The organism is Methylocystis iwaonis (assembly GCF_027925385.1).
Taxonomy (GTDB): domain Bacteria; phylum Pseudomonadota; class Alphaproteobacteria; order Rhizobiales; family Beijerinckiaceae; genus Methylocystis; species Methylocystis iwaonis.
Map to the genome: position 1 here is coordinate 1,712,386 of NZ_AP027142.1, position 18,852 is coordinate 1,731,237.

Below are 18,852 nucleotides of genomic sequence, written 5' to 3' on the forward strand. Positions count from 1 at the left end.
GTCACGGAACTTTGCTGGCGTCGCTGCGAAAGAGCCGGCGGCGCGTGCGCCGCCGGCGGCCGGGATCAGCGGCCGATCTTGTAGAACTCGTAGACCTGGTTCAAGCCGTGCTGCTGGGTAAAGAAGCCGCGAACGTGCTCGAGGCTGCCCTCCATGCCGACCATCTCGCCCTTGGTCGGGCTGCCATTGGAGATGATCACGCCGGTCGGCTCGTTGTCGGCAGCGCCGTTGGGCGCGGCCAGCGCGTCAGCGCCGAGAGCGACGAAGCGCGCCGCACGACCGTTGCGCACGTTATACGCCCAGATCGAGTCGTATTTCTGCAACTGGTCATGCAGCTTGTCGCCCCGGTCTTCGGCCGCGAGCAACTGTTCGCGGTTGGCGAAGAAGATATTGTCGAAGGCGGCATGATCCTGGTCGCCGAGAACGAAGACAGAGACGCTGCCATCTCCGCTGGCGCGCGCGCCGTGATGCTCTTCGTGCTCTTCGTGCTCCTCATGCTCTTCGTTCTCGCGGAGGTCGACACGGATGATGGCGCCCCAGGCGCCGCGGGCCGCAAGCTGCGGCACCTGGCCCGTCGGGGCGTCGGTGTCGCCGGTCGCGGTGAAGTAGAAGGTGCGGAAATGCGAGTCGGGCAGCCAGGTCATGTTTTCCGGACGCTTGAACGGCGTCGCGCCCGCGGCTTTCGCCGCTTCGGTGGCGCTGAACGGCGTGGCGTCGTCCTTGTGCGACTCGTGGATGGTCACCCACTTGAACGGCAAACGCAGGCCCGGCGTGTAGAGCTGCTTTTGCGCGGGCGAGATGATGTCGCCGATCACGTCGTTCGCATGGAAGGTGACCGGCGCGCCATCGACATAAACCTGGAGCGACTGCAGTTTGCCGCCGTCCTGCAGGCGCTTCGGGTTGTTCGGCACGAAGCGGTAGACGAAGGAGTTGGGCTGACGCGCCGACTTCAGCGGCACATTCGCCACCCCGTCGACAGTGGCGGTCGTGCCGGAAGGCGCGGTTTTTCCGCCGATGTCCTCGATCAGATAGATGTTGCCCTTGTCGTCGGGATGAACGCCCTCGAAGCCGCCCGTGCCGATGAACGCCTCGAGAGAGACGCGCTGCGCCGGCCAGCCGAGACTGACCTCGTGGACATTGCCAGTCCCGTTGAGAGTGGCGGAATTGTCGTCTTCTTCCGCGAACAGCAGCTTCTGGGTGAAGGGGTTGTAGCTCGAGCCGTCGATGCGGTTGAGGCCCGTTTTGCCGCTCGCCGAATCGACGGGCGTCAGCAGGGTGATGCGGTGCGCCGGGTCGGCGACGTCGAGATTGATGCGGGTGATATAGGCCATATCCCCGCCGTTCTCATGGCCCTGATAAAGGAAGTGGCGGCCATAATCATAGCCTTGCGTCGGGCCGCCGGGATTTCTGGGCAGCACGAGATAGGTGTGGATGTCCGGCACCGTATCGGCGCCCGTCGCCAGCTTGCCGAAGGTGGTGATGTCTCCGCTCGGATTTTCCACCAGGTCGGGCGTCGACGCGAGCAGGCGCAGGCTGAAATTGTCGCTCACCAGCGTCGCCTGCGGATTGCCGGTCGGAGACACGGCGTTGGGAACGCTGAAGGTGATCGGCCCGACGCCCTTCGGGGAATCGGCCAGCGCCGTTGTCGCCGCGGCGAGCGCCGCGAGGGCGACCGTGTATTTGAGCTTGAGATACATCGACTAATTTCCCCATCCGTTGAAACGCTTGCGCGGAACCAAGCTCGGCTGCGCAATCGGCGGGACATATCGCAGCGCCGCTTGAAACATTTGAGACAGGAATGTGTCGGGCCGCTCCCGCCGGGTGGGCGGTCATTTCATGTGGATGGCGTTCCCGGACCGCGCGCCGCGCTTGCGGGCGCGCCGTGAAGTTGCCAATCTCCGACCTGAAAGTCGCGTAATTGTCGCATAGCTGGAAAGTCGATTGGCCCAGGATCTCTCATTCGATCTGTCCGATGAACCGCGCGCGGAAGGCGAGGCCTTTCTCGTCGACGTCGACGGATTCGAGGGGCCGCTCGATCTGTTGCTGGAGCTTGCCCGGCGCCAGAAGGTGGACCTGTCCCGCATCTCCATTTTGGCGCTCGCCGAGCAATATCTCGCCTTCATCGAGGCGGCGCGGCGGGTGCGGCTGGAGCTGGCGGCCGATTATCTGGTCATGGCCGCCTGGCTCGCCTTTTTGAAATCGCGCCTACTGCTTCCCGAGCCGCCCAAGAACAGCGACGAACCCTCGGCGGCGGAGCTCGCCGCCGCGCTCGCCGAACGCCTCAAGCGGCTGGAGCTGATCCGGCTCGCCGCCGACAAGCTGACCCAGCGCGGGCGGCTCGGACGCGACATGTTCCTGCGCGGCGGGCCGGAGGGGCTGGAGACCATCTCGCAGCCGAATTATCAGGCGAGCCTCTTCGATCTCCTCTCCGCCTATTCCCGCCAGCGGCAGAAGACCGCCGCCGTCCATGTGGTGCTGAAACAGCGCACGGTCTGGTCGCTCGCCGAGGCGCGCGAGGCGCTGGAGCGGCTCGCCGGCGTCTCCGCGGAATGGACCGTGCTCGACGATTATCTGCTGCAATATTGCGCCGACCTGCAGACGGCGCGCACCGTCCGCGCCTCGTCCTTTTCGGCGTCGCTCGAAATGGTCCGCGAAGGTCTGTTCGACATCCGGCAGGACCGGCCCTTCGCGCCGCTCTGGCTGCGCCGCCGCGCGCCGCAGCCATTATTGGACCGCGAGCCTTCAGGCTCGCTCTAGTCCTGCGAGCCCGAAAGCTCGCTTTGATTCTGCGAGCCTGAAGGCTCGCGGTCCAGCATTTGGAGGAGCGCATTGGCGCAGCCCGCGGAAAAAATCGAACTCTTCGACGTCAACAGCGACGAGGCGCTGGCCCGCCACGAGGTCGCCTTGCGCGAGGCGGAGCGCATCGTCGAAGCGATGCTGTTCGCCTCTGCCGAGCCGCTCGATGAAGCCGAAATGGCCCGGCGCGTCGACGACAAGGTCGAGCTCGCCCAGGTGCTGGAGCGTCTGCGCAACCATTACGCCAATCGCGGCGTGAACCTCACCCGCGTCGGCAAGAGGTGGTTCTTCCGCACGGCGGGGGATTTGAACTGGATTCTCGCCCGCGAGCAGGTGGAGGAAAAGAAGCTCTCCCGCGCCGCGCTCGAGACGCTCGCCATCATCGCCTATCATCAGCCGGCGACCCGCGCCGAGATCGAGGAGATTCGGGGCGTCGCCATTTCCAAAGGCACGCTCGACACGCTGATGGAAACTGGCTGGGTCCGCCTGCGCGGCCGCCGCAAGGCCCCCGGGCGGCCGATCACCTATGGCACGACCGACGCCTTTCTGATGCATTTCGGCCTGGAGCAGATCAGCGATCTCCCCGGTCTCGACGAGCTCAAGGCGGCGGGCCTCTTCGACGGCCGCCTGCCAAAGGGCTTCGGCGTGCCGCAGCCGACCGACGACTCGGCGCTGCGCGATGACGAGGAGCCGCTGGAGGACGACGCCCCACAGGCGCTGGAGATGGACTTTCCGGAGGAGCCGGAGCCAATCGACGCGCCGGACGCGCTCAACGACGATTGACGCCGTTCTGCCCTCATTGCGAGCTAAGCGCCGTTAAAAACCTATCATTTCGCTAGCCTGTCGCCTTGTTTTTGAGACGCGGGCCGCATAGGTTCCCGTGAGTTTGGTCGGCGATCCCGGCCTGTTTCCCACTGGAGGTTTCCGCCATGGGCGGTTTCTCGATCTGGCACTGGATCATCGTCGGCGGCGTGGCGTTCATTTTGTTCGGCGGAAAGTTCAAGATTTCCGACGTGATGGGCGATGTCGCCAAGGGCATCAAAGCCTTCAAGAAGGGCATGGCCGAGGATGAGACCGCCGAGGCGGCGAAGCCGGTGGGAGAACGCGTCGAGCCACGGGCCATCGAGGCGAATAAGTCAGCGAGCGGCGATAAGGTTTGATGGCGTAGGGGCGGTAAGCCCCCTCCCCAACCCTCCCCCGCTTCGCGGGAGAGGGGGCAGACTGCGGCTTGAATCCGCGATGCTGATCGCGAGCGTCCCCTCTCCCGCGGAGCGGGGGAGGGACAGGGAGGGGGCGCCTCCCATCATCTTCTCGGACTGGAAATGTTCGATCTCGACCCCGGAAAGCTCCTCGTCATCGGCATTGTCGCGCTCATCGCGATTCCGTCGAAGGATTTGCCGCGCGTCCTGCGCACTTTGGGCCAGGCAACGGGCCGTATGCGGCGCATGGCCAATGAGTTCCAGGACCAGTTCATGGCGGCCATGCGCGAGGCCGAGCTCGACGATCTGAAAAAGCAGATCGAAGAGACGAACAGCGCCATCATGGCCGGCGCGAATCTCAACGGCGCCTTCGATCCGATGGCGGAGGCCCGCAAGCAGATCGTCAGCGCGATCGAGGACGGCGACAAAAAGCCCCCGCCGGAACGCGCGCTTGAGGAGCCGCAAAGCGGCGTCTCGACGGAGGGGCAGCCTGCCACGGACGCAGCTCCTCAGGACGCGCAAAAGGCGGATAAATGACCGAGGCCGACGAAGCCGAAATCGAAGCCTCCAAGGCGCCGCTGATCGAACATCTGATGGAATTGCGCGAGCGGCTCATCAAGGCGCTGCTCGCCTTTCTGGCGACGTTCATCCTGGCCTTCTTCTTCGCCAAGGACATCTACAACATTCTTGTCATCCCCTATACGCAAGTGGCGGGGCCCGAGGCGCGGCTGATCTACACCGCGCCGCAGGAATATTTCTTCACCCAGATCAAGGTCGCGCTCTTTATGGCGGCCTTCCTGTCCTGCCCGATCGTGCTCTCGCAGCTTTACGCCTTCGTTGCGCCCGGGCTCTACCGGAACGAGCGCGCGGCCTTCCGGCCGTATCTGTTCGCGACGCCGGTCTTCTTCGCCGTCGGCGCGCTGGTGGTCTATTTTCTGGTGATGCCCAATCTGCTGCGCTTCTTCATCGGCATGCAGCAGGCGAACGAGCCGGGGAAGGCGCAGATCGAACTGCTGCCACGCGTCTCGGAATATCTCTCGCTCATCATGACGCTGGTGCTCGCTTTCGGCGTCGTCTTCCAGATGCCGGTGATTCTCACGCTTCTGGGGCAGGTGGGCATCGTCTCTTCCGAATTCCTGAAAGAGAAGCGCCGCTACGCCATCGTCATCGTCTTCGTGATCGCGGCGGTTCTGACGCCGCCGGACGTCTTCTCCCAGCTCGCGCTCGCGCTGCCGGGGATGCTGCTTTACGAGGCGTCGATTTATTCCGTCCGCATGGTCGAGAAGAAGCGGGCGGAGCAGGAAGCGGCGGCGCAGGAATAGCGACAGCCCGCCGCTTGACCGCATCACGCGCCTGCGGGAGAAGGCCCCAAGTTTTTCCAGCGTCATGGCCGGGCTTGTCCCGGCCATCCACGCCGAGACGTCGCAACGGCGCGGCGTGGATGCCCGGCACAAGGCCGGGCATGACGCTGTTACATTCTCATCTGACGCCAAACGCCCGGTAGCCCGACATGTATGACATCAAATGGATTCGCGAGAACGCTGACGTTTTCGACAAAGGCCGCGAGCGGCGCGGGCTTGCGCCCATGTCGGCGGAGCTCTTCGCGCTCGACGACGCGCGCCGCGCGGCGATCGCCGAATTGCAGAAGGCCCAGGAGCGCCGCAACGCTGCCTCAAAGGAGATCGGCGCGGCGATGAAGGCGGGCGACAGCGCCAAGGCGGAAGCGCTGAAGGCGGAGGTCGCGCAGATCAAGGACAATTGGCCGGCGCTGGAGCAGGCGGAGCGCGACGCGATCGCGGCGCTCGATAATGCGCTGTCGAGCATCCCCAACACGCCGCTCGATTCCGTGCCGCAGGGCAAGGACGAGAACGACAATGTCGAGGTCTTCCGCTGGGGGACGCCGCGCGCATTCGACTTCACGCCCAAGGAGCATTTCGAGATCGGCGAGGGTCTCGGTTTCATGGATTTCGAGACGGCGGCCAAGCTCTCGGGCGCGCGTTTCGTTGTGAACAAAGGTCCGCTGGCGCGGCTGGAGCGCGCCCTCGCGCAATTCATGCTCGATCTGCACACGGGCGAGCATGGCTATATGGAAGTGAACCCGCCGCTGCTCGTGCGCGACGACGCCATGTTTGGCACCGCGCAATTGCCGAAGTTCCGCGAGGACCAGTTCTCCGTCACCGCCGGTCGGCAGTCGTCCGATGAGCCGACGTCCGAATATTGGCTCATCCCCACGGCCGAAGTCCCTCTCACAAACCTTGTCCGCGAATCCATTCTTGACGAGGCGCAGCTCCCGATCCGCATGACCGCCGGCACCTATTGCTTCCGCGCGGAAGCGGGCGCCGCCGGCAAAGATACGCGCGGCATGATCCGCCAGCACCAGTTCTACAAGGTGGAGCTCGTCTCGATCACCGCGCCCGAGCAGTCGCTCGAAGAACACGAGCGCATGACCGGCTGCGCCGAGAAAGTGCTGCAGGCGCTGGAACTGCCCTATCGCAAGGTTGTGCTTTGCACGGGCGACATGGGCTTTGCGTCGCAGAAGACCTACGATCTCGAAGTCTGGCTGCCGGGGCAGGGGAAATATCGCGAGATTTCGTCCTGCTCGGTCTGCGGCGACTTCCAGGCGCGGCGCATGAACGCGCGCTCGCGCGGGCCGGACGGCAAGCCGCGCTTCGTGCATACGCTCAACGGTTCGGGCGTCGCGGTCGGCCGCGCCATGGTGGCGGTGCTGGAGAATTATCAGGAGGCCGACGGCTCGGTGACGGTGCCGGCGGTGCTGCAACCCTATATGGGCGGCCTCACGCGTATCGCGCGAAGCGTGTAAGCGACAGCGACGGCGCCAATACCTCCCCTTTACGGGGAGGTCGGCGGCCAAAGGCCGCCGGGTGGGGCTCGCGCCGTTACGACTCGGGTTGGGGCGGACCCCACCCGACCCCGCTTGCGCGGGGCCACCCTCCCCGTAAAGGGGAGGGATTTGCTCACGATCAGCGCTTTGGTGTCAGCGCAAAACGCTGACGCCGGCGTCGACGATTTGCCCGGCGGCCATCACCGGCGCGGAGACGATGGCGACGCCCAGCTCCGCCGGGCCGCCATCCTGATAGCCGGCGATGCCGCCGCGCGGGCCGTATACCGTCCCGTCGAGGACGCGCGGCATGTAGATGAAGCCGGCGTGCGGGCCGTGACTCACGGCGCACCAGCTATGGTTGCACTGGTCGATGTTCACGACGTCGCCGGCGGCGAGCGTCATCAGATGGGGGCCATTGGGGTGCGCGTGAAGCATGAAGTTTCCGCCGAGCATGGCCTCGAAGGCGGAAGCTCTCGAAACCGAGCCGATGAGAGCGACAGCAGCGATCAGTGAATAGCAAAGCGTACGCATGATTGCCTCCCCACTTAAGATGCAGGCAAGCAAAAATATGGCGCGCCGAAGCGGGAGGGCTATGCCCGAGGCCGCGTTTTTCTCGGGCTTCGCTAAAAACGGGTCAAAAGTCTGCGAAGGATTCGACGAAGCCATCCGGGGGAGAAAAAGCTCCTCCGGATTGCTTCGCTCACTGCTTCAATAGCCCGCGACGACCGGCGGTTGCATCGGCGCCGCCTGCCCATATACGTCCGGCCCGCCCGCGCCGAAGATGTCGCCAGCGGCTTCGAACGGGGCGCCCAACAAGCCGAACGGGCCGGCGTCGGCATAGCCGGCCGAACCGTAATAGCCGGGCGCGCCCGCGCTGGCGGTCACCAGCGGCGATGGGACGAAGCCCACGGCCGGGCCATATTGAACGCGGCACCAGGCGCGGCAGGGGCCGGCCTCGACCGCGGCCCCGGCCGGTATGGTGGCGACGATGGCGCTGCGCATGCCGGGGCGGGCGCGTAAGGCGGTGTCCGCCGACACAATGGCGGGGACGGCGGCCGCCGAGGCCACCGAAGCGGCGAGCCCCATGGCGACAAACAGAGGCGTAAGTTTCGAACGCATGGCGCACTCCCTGCGCTTTACCCAGACCCCCGAACCATGTAGGGCGTGCGTGGGCGCGAGCCGTGAAATTTGCGCTCAAAACATCCCCACTTCCTCACGGTCACGCCCGAGCGATGCGAATTCTCATCACCAATGACGATGGCGTTCACGCGCCCGGCCTCGAAGTCGCCGAAAAGATCGCGCGGGCGATCTCCGACGACATTTTCATCGTTGCGCCGGAGACCGAGCAATCGGGCGTCGCCCATTCGCTTTCGCTCAATGATCCGTTGCGGCTACGCGAAATCTCGCCGCGTCATTTCGCGGTCAAAGGCACGCCAACCGATTGCGTGATCATGGCCGTGCGCAAGCTGATGCTCGATTGCCCGCCCGATCTCGTGATCTCCGGCGTCAACAGCGGGCAGAATCTGGCCGAGGACGTCACCTATTCCGGCACGATCGCGGGCGCGATGGAGGCGACGATTCTCGGGATTCCCGCGATCGCGCTTTCTCAGTGCTATGACTTCTTCGCCGGCCGGCGCAAGATCCATTGGGAATGCGCCGAGACGCATGGCGCGGCGATCGTGCGCAAGCTGCTGGCGACGGGCATACCGGGCAATGTGCTGATGAACGTCAACTTCCCGGCCTGCGCGCCCGGCGAGGTCAAGGGCGTCGCCGTCACCATGCAGGGGCGGCGCAGCAATGACCTCATGCGCATCGAGGACCGCCAGGACGGGCGCGGCAATCCCTATCATTGGATTTCCTTCCAGCGCGGCAGCTTCACGCCGGGGCAGGGAACCGATCTGCTGGCGGTCGACGAAAACAGGATTTCAGTGACGCCGCTTCAGCTCGATCTCACCGATCATCCGACAGTGACGCGACTCGCGCGCGCTTTCGAGGAAGGGCTGAAGGCGTCCATATGAGCGATCCCGCCGCCAAGGCTGCCGTCGAGGAGCGCGCGGCCTTGCTCCTCGCCGTGCGTCGGGCGGGGGTGCGGGATATTTCGGTCATGCGCGCCATCGAGACCGTGCCGCGCGAGGCCTTCGCTCCTTACAAGTTCCGCGATCTCGCCAATCGCAATCTCGCGCTGCCGCTCGGCTGCGGGCAGACCATGTCGCGCCCCGCCGATGTCGGCCGGCGCATCGAGGCGTTGCGCATCGGCAAGGGGCATCGGGTGCTGGAGATCGGGACCGGCTCCGGCTATGGGACGGCGATCCTCGCGCGTCTCGCCTGGGAAGTGGTTTCGCTGGAGCGTTTCGAGACGCTCGCCATCGAAGCCGCGCCGCGGCTCGCCGCCTTGGAGATCGCCAACGCTGCTGTGCTGCATGCGGACGGCCTCGCGCCGGAGGCGACGCTCGGCGAATTCGACCGCATCCTCGTCGAGGCCGCGCTCGACGCGCCGCCGGCCGCGCTGATCTCCATGCTGTCGCCGGGCGGGACGCTCGTGTACGCGCGCCGCGAGCCGCAAGCGGGCGAGAAACGCGCCCGTCAACGATTGATTAAGGTTGATCGCACGGAAAGCGGCGAGCCGCACGAGACCGATCTCGGGCCCCACAGCCTCGGCCCGGCGGCGAGCGGCCTTGCAAAAGCCTTGTGAATTGAGACTTTGCTTATGATGAAGATTTTCATGAACCCGCTCATCGGAGATTCATCTTAAACGCCTCCTTAACCGACATACGCATACAACTAACGCGTTGTTGGTGCGTGCGAGTGGGTCGGCGTCATGGCTATAGAGCGTCAAATTTCCAATTCGCGGGCCGCGCTGCGGCTCATGATGGCCGTCGGGGCGGCCGCTCTGATGTCGGGTTGCTCCGACGCCACACGTTTTTCCGACCCCTTCTCCGATCCTTTCGGCGGCTCCGGCGCCGCCGCTCAGCGTAGCGCGTCCGTTCGCGGCGTCGACCGGTCGCCGACCGGCGCGATCGCCAATCCGGCGCCCGCCCGGGTCGAAACGCGCCCGCTGGCGCCGCCGACCGCCGCGCCGGCTCCCAGCGCCGCCGCCACTGCTGCCCCCCGCACGCCTGTCGCCGCCGCTGCTCCCGCGCCGGCTGGCCCTGCCGCCGCCCATTGGACCGCCGACGGCGGCACGCCCGTCACTGTGGCGCCTGGCGAGACGGCGTCCATGCTCGCCACCCGTTACGGCGTCCCGCCGGACGCGCTGCTGCATGCCAATGGCTATAGCGCCGCCGCGCAGGTGCAGCCGGGCTCCCGTCTGATCATCCCGGTCTACCGCGCCGGCGCGGTCGCCCGTTCGACGGCGCCCGCCGCGGCGCCTGCGCCGGCCCCTGCGCCCGCAAAGGTCGCCGCCGCCGATCCGAAAGCCGAGGCCGCCGCGGCCCGCGCGGAGCAGCGCAAGGCGGAAGCCGCCGCCAAGGCCGCCCGCGAGGAGCAGGCGAAAGCCGAGCGCGCCGCCAAGGTCGCCCGCGAGGAAGAGGCCAAGGCCAGAAAGGCCGAAGCCGCCGCCCATGAGCAGGATGCCAAGCGTCTGAAGAAGGCCGAGGCCGATAAGGCTGCGGAGACGGCGCGCCTCGCCAAGATCGAGGCCCAGAAGGCGGCCGCCGATAAGGCGGCCGAGGCCAAGAAGCTCGCCGAGGCGAAGAAGCTCGAAGCCAAGAAGCTGGCGGAGGCCAAGGCCGCCGACGCCAAAGTCGCGGCCGAGAAGGCCAAGCTCGCCAAGGCCGAGGCTTTGAAGTCCAAGACCGACGCCTCGAAGTCCAAGGCCGACGCCCTGGCCAAGGCCGAGGCCGCGAAGGCGGCGGCGGAGGCGAAGCTCGCGAAGCTAGAGGCCGACAAAGCGGCCAAGGCCGAGCGTCTCGCCAAGGCGACCGCCGAGCCGGCGGCCGAAAAACAGGCCAAGGTCGCGAGCGCAGAGACCGCTCCCGCCGCCCGGCAGGTCGATCGGGGAACGCCGACCGCCTCCATCCCGGCGGCCGAGGAGACAACCAAGGTCTCAGCGACGGAAAGCGATCGTCCGGAGTTCCGCTGGCCGGCGCGCGGCCGCATCATTCAGGGCTTCTCGTCCGGCGGCAATGACGGGATCAACATTGCGGTGCCGGAGGGCACGCCGGTGAAGGCCGCCGAAGGCGGGCAGGTGGCCTATGCCGGCAGCGAGCTGAAGGGCTATGGCAATCTGGTGCTGATCCGTCACCCCAACGGCTTCGTGACCGCCTACGCCCACAATGGCGAGCTCGAGGTCAAGCGCGGCGACACGGTGAAGCGCGGCCAGACCATCGCCCGCTCCGGGCAGTCCGGTAATGTCGGCTCCCCGCAGCTTCACTTCGAGCTGCGCAAGGGCTCGACGCCGGTCGATCCGACGAATTACCTCGCGGGTCTCTGATAAGCGGGAAAGAATTCTCCGGCGTCCGCGAGACACTGGCGGCGGAGATAGCGAGGCGGCGGGTCCCAAGAAAGGCCCGCCGCCTGTATTCGTTTCTATATCTACAATTCAGCCAGCCCGTACGCCACCCGCGCCTGCAGGCATTTATCGTCCCCGGGCTCGACCGATCGGCAAGGGGAGGGGCGCGCGTCATAGACGGCGCAGCGCGTCTCCCGGCCGATCTCGCCGCTCAGCGCCGCGCATCGCGGATGTCGGCAATTCGTCCCGATCATATGGGCCATGGTCGCGTTGAGCGGCGCGTAGAGCGCCTCCGGCAATCCGCGCTCGGGCGCCTCCGCCCAATAGAAGGACACCCGAAAATTGGCGCAGCAGGCGCCGCAGGCTGTGCAGGGATTGGTTCGTTCCATGAGCGGTAAACCGAGCGGGCGGGCAATTCCTTTTGCGAACGAAATCCCAAGAACCGCAAGGCCCCCTCCCTGTCCCTCCCCCGCATAGGGCGTCTGCAAGACGCCCGTCTCTCGACGGGCTATGGCGGGAGAGGGGACGCTCACGAGCAGCACTCTCGATGAAGGCTACAATCTAACTCCCTCTCCCGCTTGCGGGGGAGGGTTGGGGAGGGGGTAAATGCTGGGCTTCGTCAGGCGGCGCTTGCGGCTTTCTCGGACCGAATCCCTTGCGATTTAAGCCCAACGTCCTCCCGCGCCGCGAGCCATTTTTCGAACTCATGCGCCGGCATCGGCCGCGCGAAGAGGAACCCCTGCATCATGTCGCAACCGGCGAGGCGCAGGAAGGCGGCCTGCTCGTCGGTCTCTATGCCTTCGGCGATCGTCGCGTGACCCAGCGCATGGGCCATATTGATCGTCGCGCGGACGATCGCCTGCGCCTTGGGATCGAAGCTCACCGCCTCGGTGAGCGAGCGGTCGATTTTCAGGAAATTGACCGGAAGTTTCGCGAGCTGCGAGAGGTTCGAAAAACCGACGCCGAAATCGTCGACGGAAATCCTCAAGCCGGCGTCGCGCAGGGCGGCGACACGCGCCGCGGCGGCGTCGAAGTCGGTCATCACCATGGTCTCGGTGATTTCGACCTCGATCAGGCTGGGATCGACGCCGTGCTGTGTCAGCAGCGCGATGAGATTTGGCGCGAAAAGCGGGTCGTCGAATTGCGCCGGAGAGACATTGACCGCGATCGGAATTTGCTTCCCTTGATCCACCCATGCCCGGCATTGCCGCAGCGCCAGAGTCAGAACGGCGGCGCCGAGCTCCGGCATCAGTCCGGCGTGCTCGGCGATGGGGATGAATTTGCCGGGCGGCACCATGCCACGAATTGGATGGCTCCAGCGCAGCAGGGCTTCGACGCCCGAAAGCGAGAGGCCCGCCGACTCGACTTTCGGCTGGAAATGCAGGGACAAGGCGTCCGAGTGAATGGCTTTGCGAAGCTCGTATTCGAGCTCGTTTCGCTCGACCGCGGTCGCGCGCAGCCCCGGCTCGAAAAGAACGAAATTATTCTTGCCCCTTTGCTTTGCGGCGTACATCGCAATATCGGCGAGGCGGAGCAGCTCATGCGGGTTCGTCGCATCCTGCGGCGCCCGGGCGACGCCCACGCTGGCCCCGACCTGAATCCTCTGTCCCTTGATCTCGAAAGGCTCCTCGAGCGAGGCCACGATCGCCCGCGCGATCTCCTCGACCTGAGACGGGTCGTTCACCTCTGGAACGAGCGCCACAAATTCGTCTCCGGCGAAACGCGCAAAAACGATGTCCTCGGGGCAGGCGTCGCAAAGCTCTCCAAAGGCCGTCGTGCAGGTGGCGAGCTCCTCGAAGCGCCGTTGGAACGCCTCGGCGGCGACGCGCCGGCTGACCGCCTTCAAAAGCGCGTCTCCGATCTGATGGCCGAAGGCGTCATTTATCGACTTGAAGCCGTCGAGGTCGATGAAGAACAGGGCGCCAAAGCAGTCGCCCGGCGCGTCGCTCCGCTTCGCCCCGAGGGACAAGACGTGGTTGATGGCGGCGCGGTTGGGCAAGCCGGTGACGGCGTCGCTATGCGCCAGCGCATTCATCCGCCGGATATTGGCGTTGAGGCGCTCGACCATCTTGTGGAAGCTCTTGGCCAGGCCCCCCACCTCGCAGGCGCATTCGACGTCTATCGGGCTGTTGACGTCGCCGGCCGCGATAGCGTCGGCGCTCTTGCGAAGCGCGACAATGGATCCGGCCAGCCGATGCGCCGCCGCATAGGTGACCATCGCCGGCAAAGCGGCGGTGAAAAGAACGGCCAAGCCTATGATCCGCCAATCCGGCCCCCCCTCCATGGCGTAGAGCAGGAGATAGGTCAGCCCCAAGGCGCAGGCGCCCGAGAGGGTCATGCTCATCAGACAGAAACGGACCGGAATGCTGTTCAACCCCCGTCCGAAGGCGGCGTCTCTGTCCTGGTCGATCATGCGGCTTTCGGTTGTTACGCGCCCGGCTGAGGGCGCTCGAGGTTGCGTTTGCAGCTTCGACGCCTTGCGTATCACCTAAGTTAAACTGGGAGTTGTGTTTTTAGAAAAGCTCTGTGGAGGGTATGCGCTTTATTGAGCGCGGCCTCGGGCGTTAACCTTCGCTGAAGCACGTTTCGGTTTTGCGCGAAGCGCGCTAAGGCAGAAGACTGGAACGCCGTGGCGGGAAGCGCCCGCCGGAACAGCAACTCGTAAAGGAGCCTCGATCTGTGAAATATCGTCTTGCCTGCCTGTTCGTTTTCGCCGTCACGCCCGCGCTCGCCGTCGATCCCACCGGCATCCCTGAATGCGACGCCTTGCTGAAGCGTTACGAGGCTTGCTCGTCGCAGCTCTCGCGCAAGCAGGTGCATGCCGCGCAGAAGGAGCTGCTCGACGGCGCCATGGGGATGCGGGCGGTCGCCAATGATCCGGCGAAGCGCGCCGATCTCGCGCGCTATTGCACGGATACGTTCGAGCAGATGAAGAAGGCGAGCGACATCAAGGACTGCATGTCGAAGCCGTAAGGCTTCGTCCGCCGCCCGACGCTCTGGCCGCCAGCGCCTTCCCGGCGACGCAATGATCGAGATAGGCGCTTGCGCGCATTTCGGCGAGACGGGAGACGGCGCGCTGAAATTCGCGCGCCTCGTTCCCATGCGGGGCGTCGTAAAGCAGCTCGGGCGCGGCGGCGGCGGAGATCGCCAGCAGCACATGCGCCTCGTAGAGAACGTCGACGAGCGTGATGAGGCGTCGCGCCTCGTTGCGTTGCTCCGGCGCGAGAATGGGCGCGTCATCCATAAGAATGGCGTCGAAGCGCCGCGCGATTTCCATATAGTCCGAGGCCGCGAGCGGCCGTCCGCAAAGATCCGCAAAGCTCAGCCTGGCGACGCGCCCCGCTGTCTGCGGAATGAAAATCGCGCGCCGTTTTACTTCCAAGGTCGCCGGCGCGCCGCGCCGCACGCCGGCAAGGGCGAGAAAGAGCGCGTCCATGGCGGCATGGGCGTTGTCGTCCACCGGCGCGAAATAGACCTCCCCGGTGCAGTCGTGCCGCGCGCGATAGTCGATCGGCGCAGCCAGGCGCAGCACGTCCATGCGCGATTGCAGGAGCGCGATGAAGGGCAGGAACAAGTCGCGGTTGCGCCCGCCGTCATAGAGCCGCGACGGTTCGACATTGGAGGTCGCGACGACCACGACGCCCTGCGCGAAGAGCGTCACGAAGAGCCGCGCGAGAATGGTGGCGTCGGCAATGTCCGTCACCGCGAATTCATCGAAGCACAGCAGCCGCGTCTCGGCGGCGATCTCTTGCGCAACGAGCGTCACCGGATCGGCGACGCCGGCCGCCGCCTCGCGCCGAAGCCGGTGCAGCCGATCGTGCACGTCGAACATGAAGCCATGGAAATGGACCCGGCGCTTCTTCTCGACCGGCGCCATGTCGCAGAAGAGATCCGTCAACATGGTTTTGCCGCGACCGACCGGCCCCCAAAGATAGAGGCCGCGCGGCTGTTCTTCCGGTTTCAGCAGGCGCCAGGCGCGCGCGAGCGGCCCGGCCGGCTGCTTTCTGGGTTTGGCCAGCGTGTCGATCAGCGCCTGCAGCCGCTTCACCGCCTCGCGCTGCGAAACATCGGGATGAAGCCCGCGCTCGACGACGAGCGCGTCATAGCGTTCGACCAGGGGACGTTTCATCAGGCGCGCCGCATCCGGCCGCTGGCGGCCTCGAAAGCGCCGGGACGCAATTCGCAATAGAGCACGCGGTCCGGGTCGACGGGGCCGGGCATGACGAACTTGCCGCGCGGCGCGCGGGCGAAGCCGACCCTAGAATAATAGTCCAGATCGCCGACGAGCAGCACCAGCCCATGGCCCGCGGCGCGTGCGGCGTCGAGCGAGTGCTTCATCAGCTTCTCCCCGACGCCCTGCGAGCGGAAGGCGGGTTCGACGGTGAGCGGGCCCAGCAGAAGGGCGGGGGTCTCACCGACGAGAATATGCGACATGCGATTGGCGCCGACGAGCAGCGTGCCGACGCGCGCGACGAAGGAGAGCGACAGATCGGGCGCGACGCCTTCGCGCAGGCGATAGGCCGTGCGGGCGTAGCGGCCCGGGCCGAAGGCGCGCTCGTCGAGTTTCTCGATCTGCGCCTCATCGGCGGCCGTCATGGGGAAGAATTGGATGACAAGGTCGATCATGAGCCGGAGCGAGGCCATAGCACGCGGCGCGCGCCGGAGGCAAAAGAGCCGCTAGAGACTATGCAACAATTGCCGCACGAAGGGCGCGCGTTTGAAGGCGGCGAGGTCGATCTTCATGCCTTCCCCATCCTTCGGCTTGCCGCCAACGGCCTTTCGCGCGTCGCCGAGCACGCCGGCGCGATATTCCTCGAGCGAGAGCGCGCCGGATTTGCTTTTGTTCCAACGCTTGAAGATCTTGTATTTCGCAAGGTCGTAGGCGTCCGAGCGGCCTTCCTCCGCCGCAAGATCGGCGAGGCCGAAGCTGAAGCGCATCCAGGCGTCGCGGGAGATGGCGCCCGTATGCTTCATGTCCATCTCGGCGAAGGTCTTGTCGATGAAGTGGTTGGCCTCGGTCGTTGTGATGACGCCGTCGCGGTTCTCGTCGAATGTCTGGAACATCGCATCGAGCATATGCACGGCGTCGCTTTGCGCGCGGGCGGGCAGGGCGCCGATCGCGACGAGGAAGGCCAGCGCGGTAAGAAAGCGGTTCATTTATAATCCCGAAAAAAGACAGCGGCAGTCGCCGGTCACGTCACCAATAGGGCGAGACCGGCTCTCCCGCCACGACTTCGGCGATCCGCGCCCGGGTGGCGGGCGTCGCGTCGGGGGGCAGGGCGCCGAGCGGGAAGAAGCCGGCCTCGGCGATTTCGTGGTTTGGCGCAGGCGGGCCGTCGAAATGGAAGTGCCGCACCACATAAAGCGCCACATGATCGCGGGGCGAGACGCGGCGGTTGAGATAGACGCCATGCAGCGCCGGCGCGCCCAGAATATGCACGCCGCCCTCTTCCTCCAGCTCGCGGGTCAGCGCCTGCAGCATGGTCTCGCCGCTCTCGACGCCGCCGCCCGGCAGATAGAAGCCCGGAACATAGGTGTGGCGCACGAGCAGCACGCGATCGTCGGCGTCGATGACGAGGCCGCGCACGCCGAGCGTCATCGGCCGCTGGAACAGTGCGCCAAAGGTGATGATCCGCGAGACGAGCCGCGCTTGAAACGTCGGCTGCGGCGACGCCTCGACCGGCGCAGTTTTCGTTGGCGGCTGGTGTCTCATGTTTCGACTATGGCAAATGGCGCGGGAAGGCTCTAGGACTATTCTTGTTGACGGTGCGGACCGCGAGCCTTCAGGCTCGCTCTTAAAAAATGCGCGCCTGAAGGCGCGCGGTCCGAAAGGCGCCCGCTACCGTCTCTCCGAATAAAGGTTGCGAATAAAGGTCGAATGTGAGCTTCCTACTCGCCCATCTCTCCGACGCCCATATCGGGCCGATCCCGCGCCCCAATCTTGCCGAGCTCCTCGGGAAACGCGTCACAGGCTATGTGAACTGGCTCTATAAGCGCGCCGGCCAACACGATATGGGCGTGCTCGCGCGGCTGGTTGCGGATATGCGGGCGCAGGGGCCCGACCATGTGCTGATGACGGGCGACATTGTGAATATCGGCCTGCCGGCCGAGATCGCGCTCGCCAAGGACTGGCTCGCCACGCTCGGCGCGGCGCAGGAGGTGAGCTTCACGCCCGGCAACCACGACGCCTATATGCCGGACGTGACGAAGCTCGTGCACGAGGTGTTCGAGCCTTGGACGACCAGCGAATTGCCGGCGCCGGGCTTTCCCTATCTGCGCCGCCGCGCGGGCGTGGCGTTGATCGGGCTCGATTCCGGCGTGCCAACCGCGCCATTCGTCGCCTCGGGGCGGCTCGGCGAGAAACAGCTCGCCGCGCTCGGCGCGCTTCTGGACGAGACAAGGGCGGAGGGCCTCACCCGCGTCGTGTTCCTGCATCATCCGCCCCATGTCGGCGGCGCGCGCCTGCTGCGCGGGCTGGACGACGCAGCGGCGTTCGAGACGGTGATCGCCAAGCATGGCGCGGAACTCGTGCTGCACGGCCATAATCACAAGCCGAGCGTCGCTTATATTGCGAACCCCAAGGGCCGAACGCCGGTCGTCGGCGTCGCCTCCGCCTCGGCCCGGCCGGGCGGGCATTATCCCGCGGCGGCCTATAATCTCTACGCCATAGAGCGGGCGGGCGACGTTCTGCGCATCAAGCTGCGCCGCCGGGAATTGAACGAAGCGGGGGAAGTCGTAGAGGCAGGCGCCGAGGAGCTGGTTCAGCCGGCGACATAGGTTTTATAGGCCCAGGCCGCAATGACCGCGAGAAGGCCGAAGAAGGCGGCGGAGCCAAGAAACTCGACCAGATAGAGGAAGAGACGAAAAGCCTTGCCGTCGAGGGCGCCGACTTTCTCTTTCTCTTGCTCTTTCACGACGGCCGGCGGTCCGCTGCGCAGCGCGCGGGCGGCGCCGCCGCTGGCGTAATCGACCGCCAGCGCTTTTTCGCGCTCAATCAGCCGATGGGCGATGTAGTCGGTCACGGCATCGACAGCTTCGTCGATGTCCGCGGTCTCGCGCAGCGTGATGCGGCCGTGGCGCGTGTCCTGCAGAAAACGATAGGTCCGCCGGTCACGGTCCATCTCCACGAAGCCGATCTGGTCGATGAACAGGCGCGGGCGCTCTCCGGGCGCGACGGCGATGTCGAAAATATCGCAGTCGGGCGGGACCTGCGCCAGCACGGGGGCGAGCGCGTCGCAGAGGAGTTCGAGCCGCGCTGCTTCGGCGGCGCGAAGATCGGCGAGGGCGGCCGAATGCTCTGCATTTTCGATGCGCGCGCGGCGCAGGGCGGCTGCGAGACTGGCCATGCGCTGTTCGAGCGGCGCCTGGGCCTGCTTATCCGCGTCGCCAGCCTTTCCGACGCCGCTTTCGCCGCCGACGATGGACGAAATCCGTTCGGCGGGGGCGGGCGCGGGCTTTTTGAGGGCTGTCGGGCGGCCGTTGTCGGGTCTTGCAGGCAAAGGATCTTCCATGTCGCTCACTCGCTTCGCCCTCGGCCGGCGTGTGCAACTTAAGAGTTCTTTTAC

Annotated in this window: 21 protein-coding genes; 11 read left to right on the plus strand and 10 right to left on the minus strand. The window is 65.8% G+C overall.

Annotated elements, in window-relative coordinates:
* Positions 1–65 precede the first annotated feature (65 nt).
* On the minus strand, positions 66–1,697 hold the full coding sequence (locus tag QMG84_RS08185; protein ID WP_281931709.1) for an alkaline phosphatase PhoX: 1,632 nt from the start codon (positions 1,695–1,697) through the stop codon (positions 66–68).
* Between the two features lie 244 nt (positions 1,698–1,941).
* On the opposite strand from QMG84_RS08185, the gene QMG84_RS08190 reads away from it, so the two are divergent.
* From QMG84_RS08190 to serS, 6 genes are all read left to right on the plus strand, one after another.
* The gene (locus QMG84_RS08190) at positions 1,942–2,757 is read left to right on the plus strand and encodes a segregation and condensation protein A (protein ID WP_281931711.1); all 816 of its coding nucleotides are present in this window, start codon (positions 1,942–1,944) and stop codon (positions 2,755–2,757) included.
* A 72-nt stretch (positions 2,758–2,829) separates the two neighbouring features.
* Positions 2,830–3,579 carry an SMC-Scp complex subunit ScpB gene (gene scpB, locus QMG84_RS08195; RefSeq protein ID WP_281931713.1) on the plus strand — a complete coding sequence of 250 codons (750 nt, stop codon included), beginning with the start codon at positions 2,830–2,832 and terminating at the stop codon, positions 3,577–3,579.
* A 146-nt stretch (positions 3,580–3,725) separates the two neighbouring features.
* Positions 3,726–3,956, plus strand: a complete 231-nt coding sequence (locus tag QMG84_RS08200; RefSeq protein WP_202072740.1) for a twin-arginine translocase TatA/TatE family subunit — start codon at positions 3,726–3,728, stop codon at positions 3,954–3,956.
* 162 nt (positions 3,957–4,118) lie between these two features.
* The gene (locus QMG84_RS08205; protein ID WP_281931716.1) at positions 4,119–4,532 is read left to right on the plus strand and encodes a Sec-independent protein translocase subunit TatA/TatB; all 414 of its coding nucleotides are present in this window, start codon (positions 4,119–4,121) and stop codon (positions 4,530–4,532) included.
* Entirely contained in the window at positions 4,529–5,317 is a 789-nt protein-coding gene (gene tatC / locus QMG84_RS08210) for a twin-arginine translocase subunit TatC (RefSeq protein ID WP_165048308.1), read from the plus strand. Before QMG84_RS08205 ends, tatC begins: the two co-directional genes overlap by 4 nt.
* 188 nt (positions 5,318–5,505) lie before the next feature.
* A complete protein-coding gene (gene serS / locus QMG84_RS08215) occupies positions 5,506–6,816 on the plus strand; it encodes a serine--tRNA ligase (protein ID WP_281931717.1) in 1,311 nt (436 codons plus the stop codon).
* A 174-nt stretch (positions 6,817–6,990) separates the two neighbouring features.
* Here serS and QMG84_RS08220 read toward each other — a convergent pair whose 3' ends face one another.
* Positions 6,991–7,368, minus strand: a complete 378-nt coding sequence (locus QMG84_RS08220; protein WP_281931719.1) for an SH3 domain-containing protein — start codon at positions 7,366–7,368, stop codon at positions 6,991–6,993.
* 177 nt (positions 7,369–7,545) lie between these two features.
* Positions 7,546–7,956, minus strand: coding sequence for an SH3 domain-containing protein (locus QMG84_RS08225; RefSeq protein ID WP_281931721.1), 411 nt, complete (start codon positions 7,954–7,956; stop codon positions 7,546–7,548).
* A 113-nt stretch (positions 7,957–8,069) separates the two neighbouring features.
* On the opposite strand from QMG84_RS08225, the gene surE reads away from it, so the two are divergent.
* The 3 genes from surE (at position 8,070) to QMG84_RS08240 (ending at position 11,269) form a co-directional block, all read left to right on the plus strand.
* Positions 8,070–8,855, plus strand: a complete 786-nt coding sequence (gene surE / locus QMG84_RS08230) for a 5'/3'-nucleotidase SurE (protein ID WP_281931722.1) — start codon at positions 8,070–8,072, stop codon at positions 8,853–8,855.
* Complete coding sequence (locus tag QMG84_RS08235; RefSeq protein ID WP_281931723.1) at positions 8,852–9,529, plus strand: protein-L-isoaspartate O-methyltransferase family protein; 678 nt, start codon at positions 8,852–8,854, stop codon at positions 9,527–9,529. Before surE ends, QMG84_RS08235 begins: the two co-directional genes overlap by 4 nt.
* Before the next feature lie 126 nt (positions 9,530–9,655).
* Positions 9,656–11,269, plus strand: coding sequence for a LysM peptidoglycan-binding domain-containing M23 family metallopeptidase (locus QMG84_RS08240; RefSeq protein WP_281931724.1), 1,614 nt, complete (start codon positions 9,656–9,658; stop codon positions 11,267–11,269).
* Between the two features lie 101 nt (positions 11,270–11,370).
* Here QMG84_RS08240 and QMG84_RS08245 read toward each other — a convergent pair whose 3' ends face one another.
* Both QMG84_RS08245 and QMG84_RS08250 read right to left on the minus strand, forming a co-directional pair.
* Positions 11,371–11,676, minus strand: a complete 306-nt coding sequence (locus QMG84_RS08245) for a YkgJ family cysteine cluster protein (RefSeq protein WP_281931725.1) — start codon at positions 11,674–11,676, stop codon at positions 11,371–11,373.
* A gap of 230 nt (positions 11,677–11,906) precedes the next feature.
* Entirely contained in the window at positions 11,907–13,700 is a 1,794-nt protein-coding gene (locus tag QMG84_RS08250) for a putative bifunctional diguanylate cyclase/phosphodiesterase (RefSeq protein ID WP_281931727.1), read from the minus strand.
* A 266-nt stretch (positions 13,701–13,966) separates the two neighbouring features.
* On the opposite strand from QMG84_RS08250, the gene QMG84_RS08255 reads away from it, so the two are divergent.
* Positions 13,967–14,260 (plus strand): hypothetical protein, encoded by a 294-nt coding sequence (locus QMG84_RS08255; RefSeq protein WP_202072749.1) that lies wholly within the window; start codon positions 13,967–13,969, stop codon positions 14,258–14,260.
* On the opposite strand, the gene zapE is transcribed toward QMG84_RS08255, so the two are convergent.
* Genes zapE through QMG84_RS08275 form a run of 4 tightly spaced genes read right to left on the minus strand, consistent with a single transcriptional unit; the run spans position 14,235 to position 17,000 of the window.
* A complete protein-coding gene (gene zapE / locus QMG84_RS08260; RefSeq protein WP_281931729.1) occupies positions 14,235–15,416 on the minus strand; it encodes a cell division protein ZapE in 1,182 nt (393 codons plus the stop codon). The genes QMG84_RS08255 and zapE overlap by 26 nt on opposite strands.
* Positions 15,416–15,913, minus strand: a complete 498-nt coding sequence (locus QMG84_RS08265) for a GNAT family N-acetyltransferase (RefSeq protein WP_281931731.1) — start codon at positions 15,911–15,913, stop codon at positions 15,416–15,418. Before QMG84_RS08265 ends, zapE begins: the two co-directional genes overlap by 1 nt.
* 51 nt (positions 15,914–15,964) lie before the next feature.
* Entirely contained in the window at positions 15,965–16,444 is a 480-nt protein-coding gene (locus QMG84_RS08270) for an EF-hand domain-containing protein (protein WP_281931732.1), read from the minus strand.
* Between the two features lie 40 nt (positions 16,445–16,484).
* On the minus strand, positions 16,485–17,000 hold the full coding sequence (locus QMG84_RS08275) for an NUDIX domain-containing protein (protein ID WP_281931734.1): 516 nt from the start codon (positions 16,998–17,000) through the stop codon (positions 16,485–16,487).
* A 167-nt stretch (positions 17,001–17,167) separates the two neighbouring features.
* Between QMG84_RS08275 and QMG84_RS08280 the strand changes: the two genes are divergently transcribed.
* Entirely contained in the window at positions 17,168–18,064 is an 897-nt protein-coding gene (locus QMG84_RS08280) for a metallophosphoesterase family protein (protein ID WP_281931735.1), read from the plus strand.
* Here QMG84_RS08280 and QMG84_RS08285 read toward each other — a convergent pair.
* Positions 18,049–18,798, minus strand: coding sequence for a hypothetical protein (locus QMG84_RS08285; protein WP_281931946.1), 750 nt, complete (start codon positions 18,796–18,798; stop codon positions 18,049–18,051). The genes QMG84_RS08280 and QMG84_RS08285 overlap by 16 nt on opposite strands.
* Between the last annotated feature and the right edge of the window lie 54 nt (positions 18,799–18,852).

Excerpts from the sequence above, each read along its gene's own strand:
- QMG84_RS08185 (WP_281931709.1), bottom strand. The coding sequence starts at position 1,697 with ATGTATCTCAAGCTCAAATACACGGTCGCCCTCGCGGCGCTCGCCGCG.
- QMG84_RS08200 (WP_202072740.1), top strand. The coding sequence starts at position 3,726 with ATGGGCGGTTTCTCGATCTGGCACTGGATCATCGTCGGCGGCGTGGCG.
- QMG84_RS08205 (WP_281931716.1), top strand. The coding sequence starts at position 4,119 with ATGTTCGATCTCGACCCCGGAAAGCTCCTCGTCATCGGCATTGTCGCG.
- tatC (WP_165048308.1), top strand. The coding sequence starts at position 4,529 with ATGACCGAGGCCGACGAAGCCGAAATCGAAGCCTCCAAGGCGCCGCTG.
- serS (WP_281931717.1), top strand. The coding sequence starts at position 5,506 with ATGTATGACATCAAATGGATTCGCGAGAACGCTGACGTTTTCGACAAA.
- QMG84_RS08220 (WP_281931719.1), bottom strand. The coding sequence starts at position 7,368 with ATGCGTACGCTTTGCTATTCACTGATCGCTGCTGTCGCTCTCATCGGC.
- QMG84_RS08225 (WP_281931721.1), bottom strand. The coding sequence starts at position 7,956 with ATGCGTTCGAAACTTACGCCTCTGTTTGTCGCCATGGGGCTCGCCGCT.
- surE (WP_281931722.1), top strand. The coding sequence starts at position 8,070 with ATGCGAATTCTCATCACCAATGACGATGGCGTTCACGCGCCCGGCCTC.
- QMG84_RS08235 (WP_281931723.1), top strand. The coding sequence starts at position 8,852 with ATGAGCGATCCCGCCGCCAAGGCTGCCGTCGAGGAGCGCGCGGCCTTG.
- QMG84_RS08240 (WP_281931724.1), top strand. The coding sequence starts at position 9,656 with ATGGCTATAGAGCGTCAAATTTCCAATTCGCGGGCCGCGCTGCGGCTC.
- QMG84_RS08245 (WP_281931725.1), bottom strand. The coding sequence starts at position 11,676 with ATGGAACGAACCAATCCCTGCACAGCCTGCGGCGCCTGCTGCGCCAAT.
- QMG84_RS08250 (WP_281931727.1), bottom strand. The coding sequence starts at position 13,700 with ATGATCGACCAGGACAGAGACGCCGCCTTCGGACGGGGGTTGAACAGC.
- zapE (WP_281931729.1), bottom strand. The coding sequence starts at position 15,416 with ATGAAACGTCCCCTGGTCGAACGCTATGACGCGCTCGTCGTCGAGCGC.
- QMG84_RS08265 (WP_281931731.1), bottom strand. The coding sequence starts at position 15,913 with ATGATCGACCTTGTCATCCAATTCTTCCCCATGACGGCCGCCGATGAG.
- QMG84_RS08270 (WP_281931732.1), bottom strand. The coding sequence starts at position 16,444 with ATGAACCGCTTTCTTACCGCGCTGGCCTTCCTCGTCGCGATCGGCGCC.
- QMG84_RS08275 (WP_281931734.1), bottom strand. The coding sequence starts at position 17,000 with ATGAGACACCAGCCGCCAACGAAAACTGCGCCGGTCGAGGCGTCGCCG.
- QMG84_RS08285 (WP_281931946.1), bottom strand. The coding sequence starts at position 18,798 with ATGGAAGATCCTTTGCCTGCAAGACCCGACAACGGCCGCCCGACAGCC.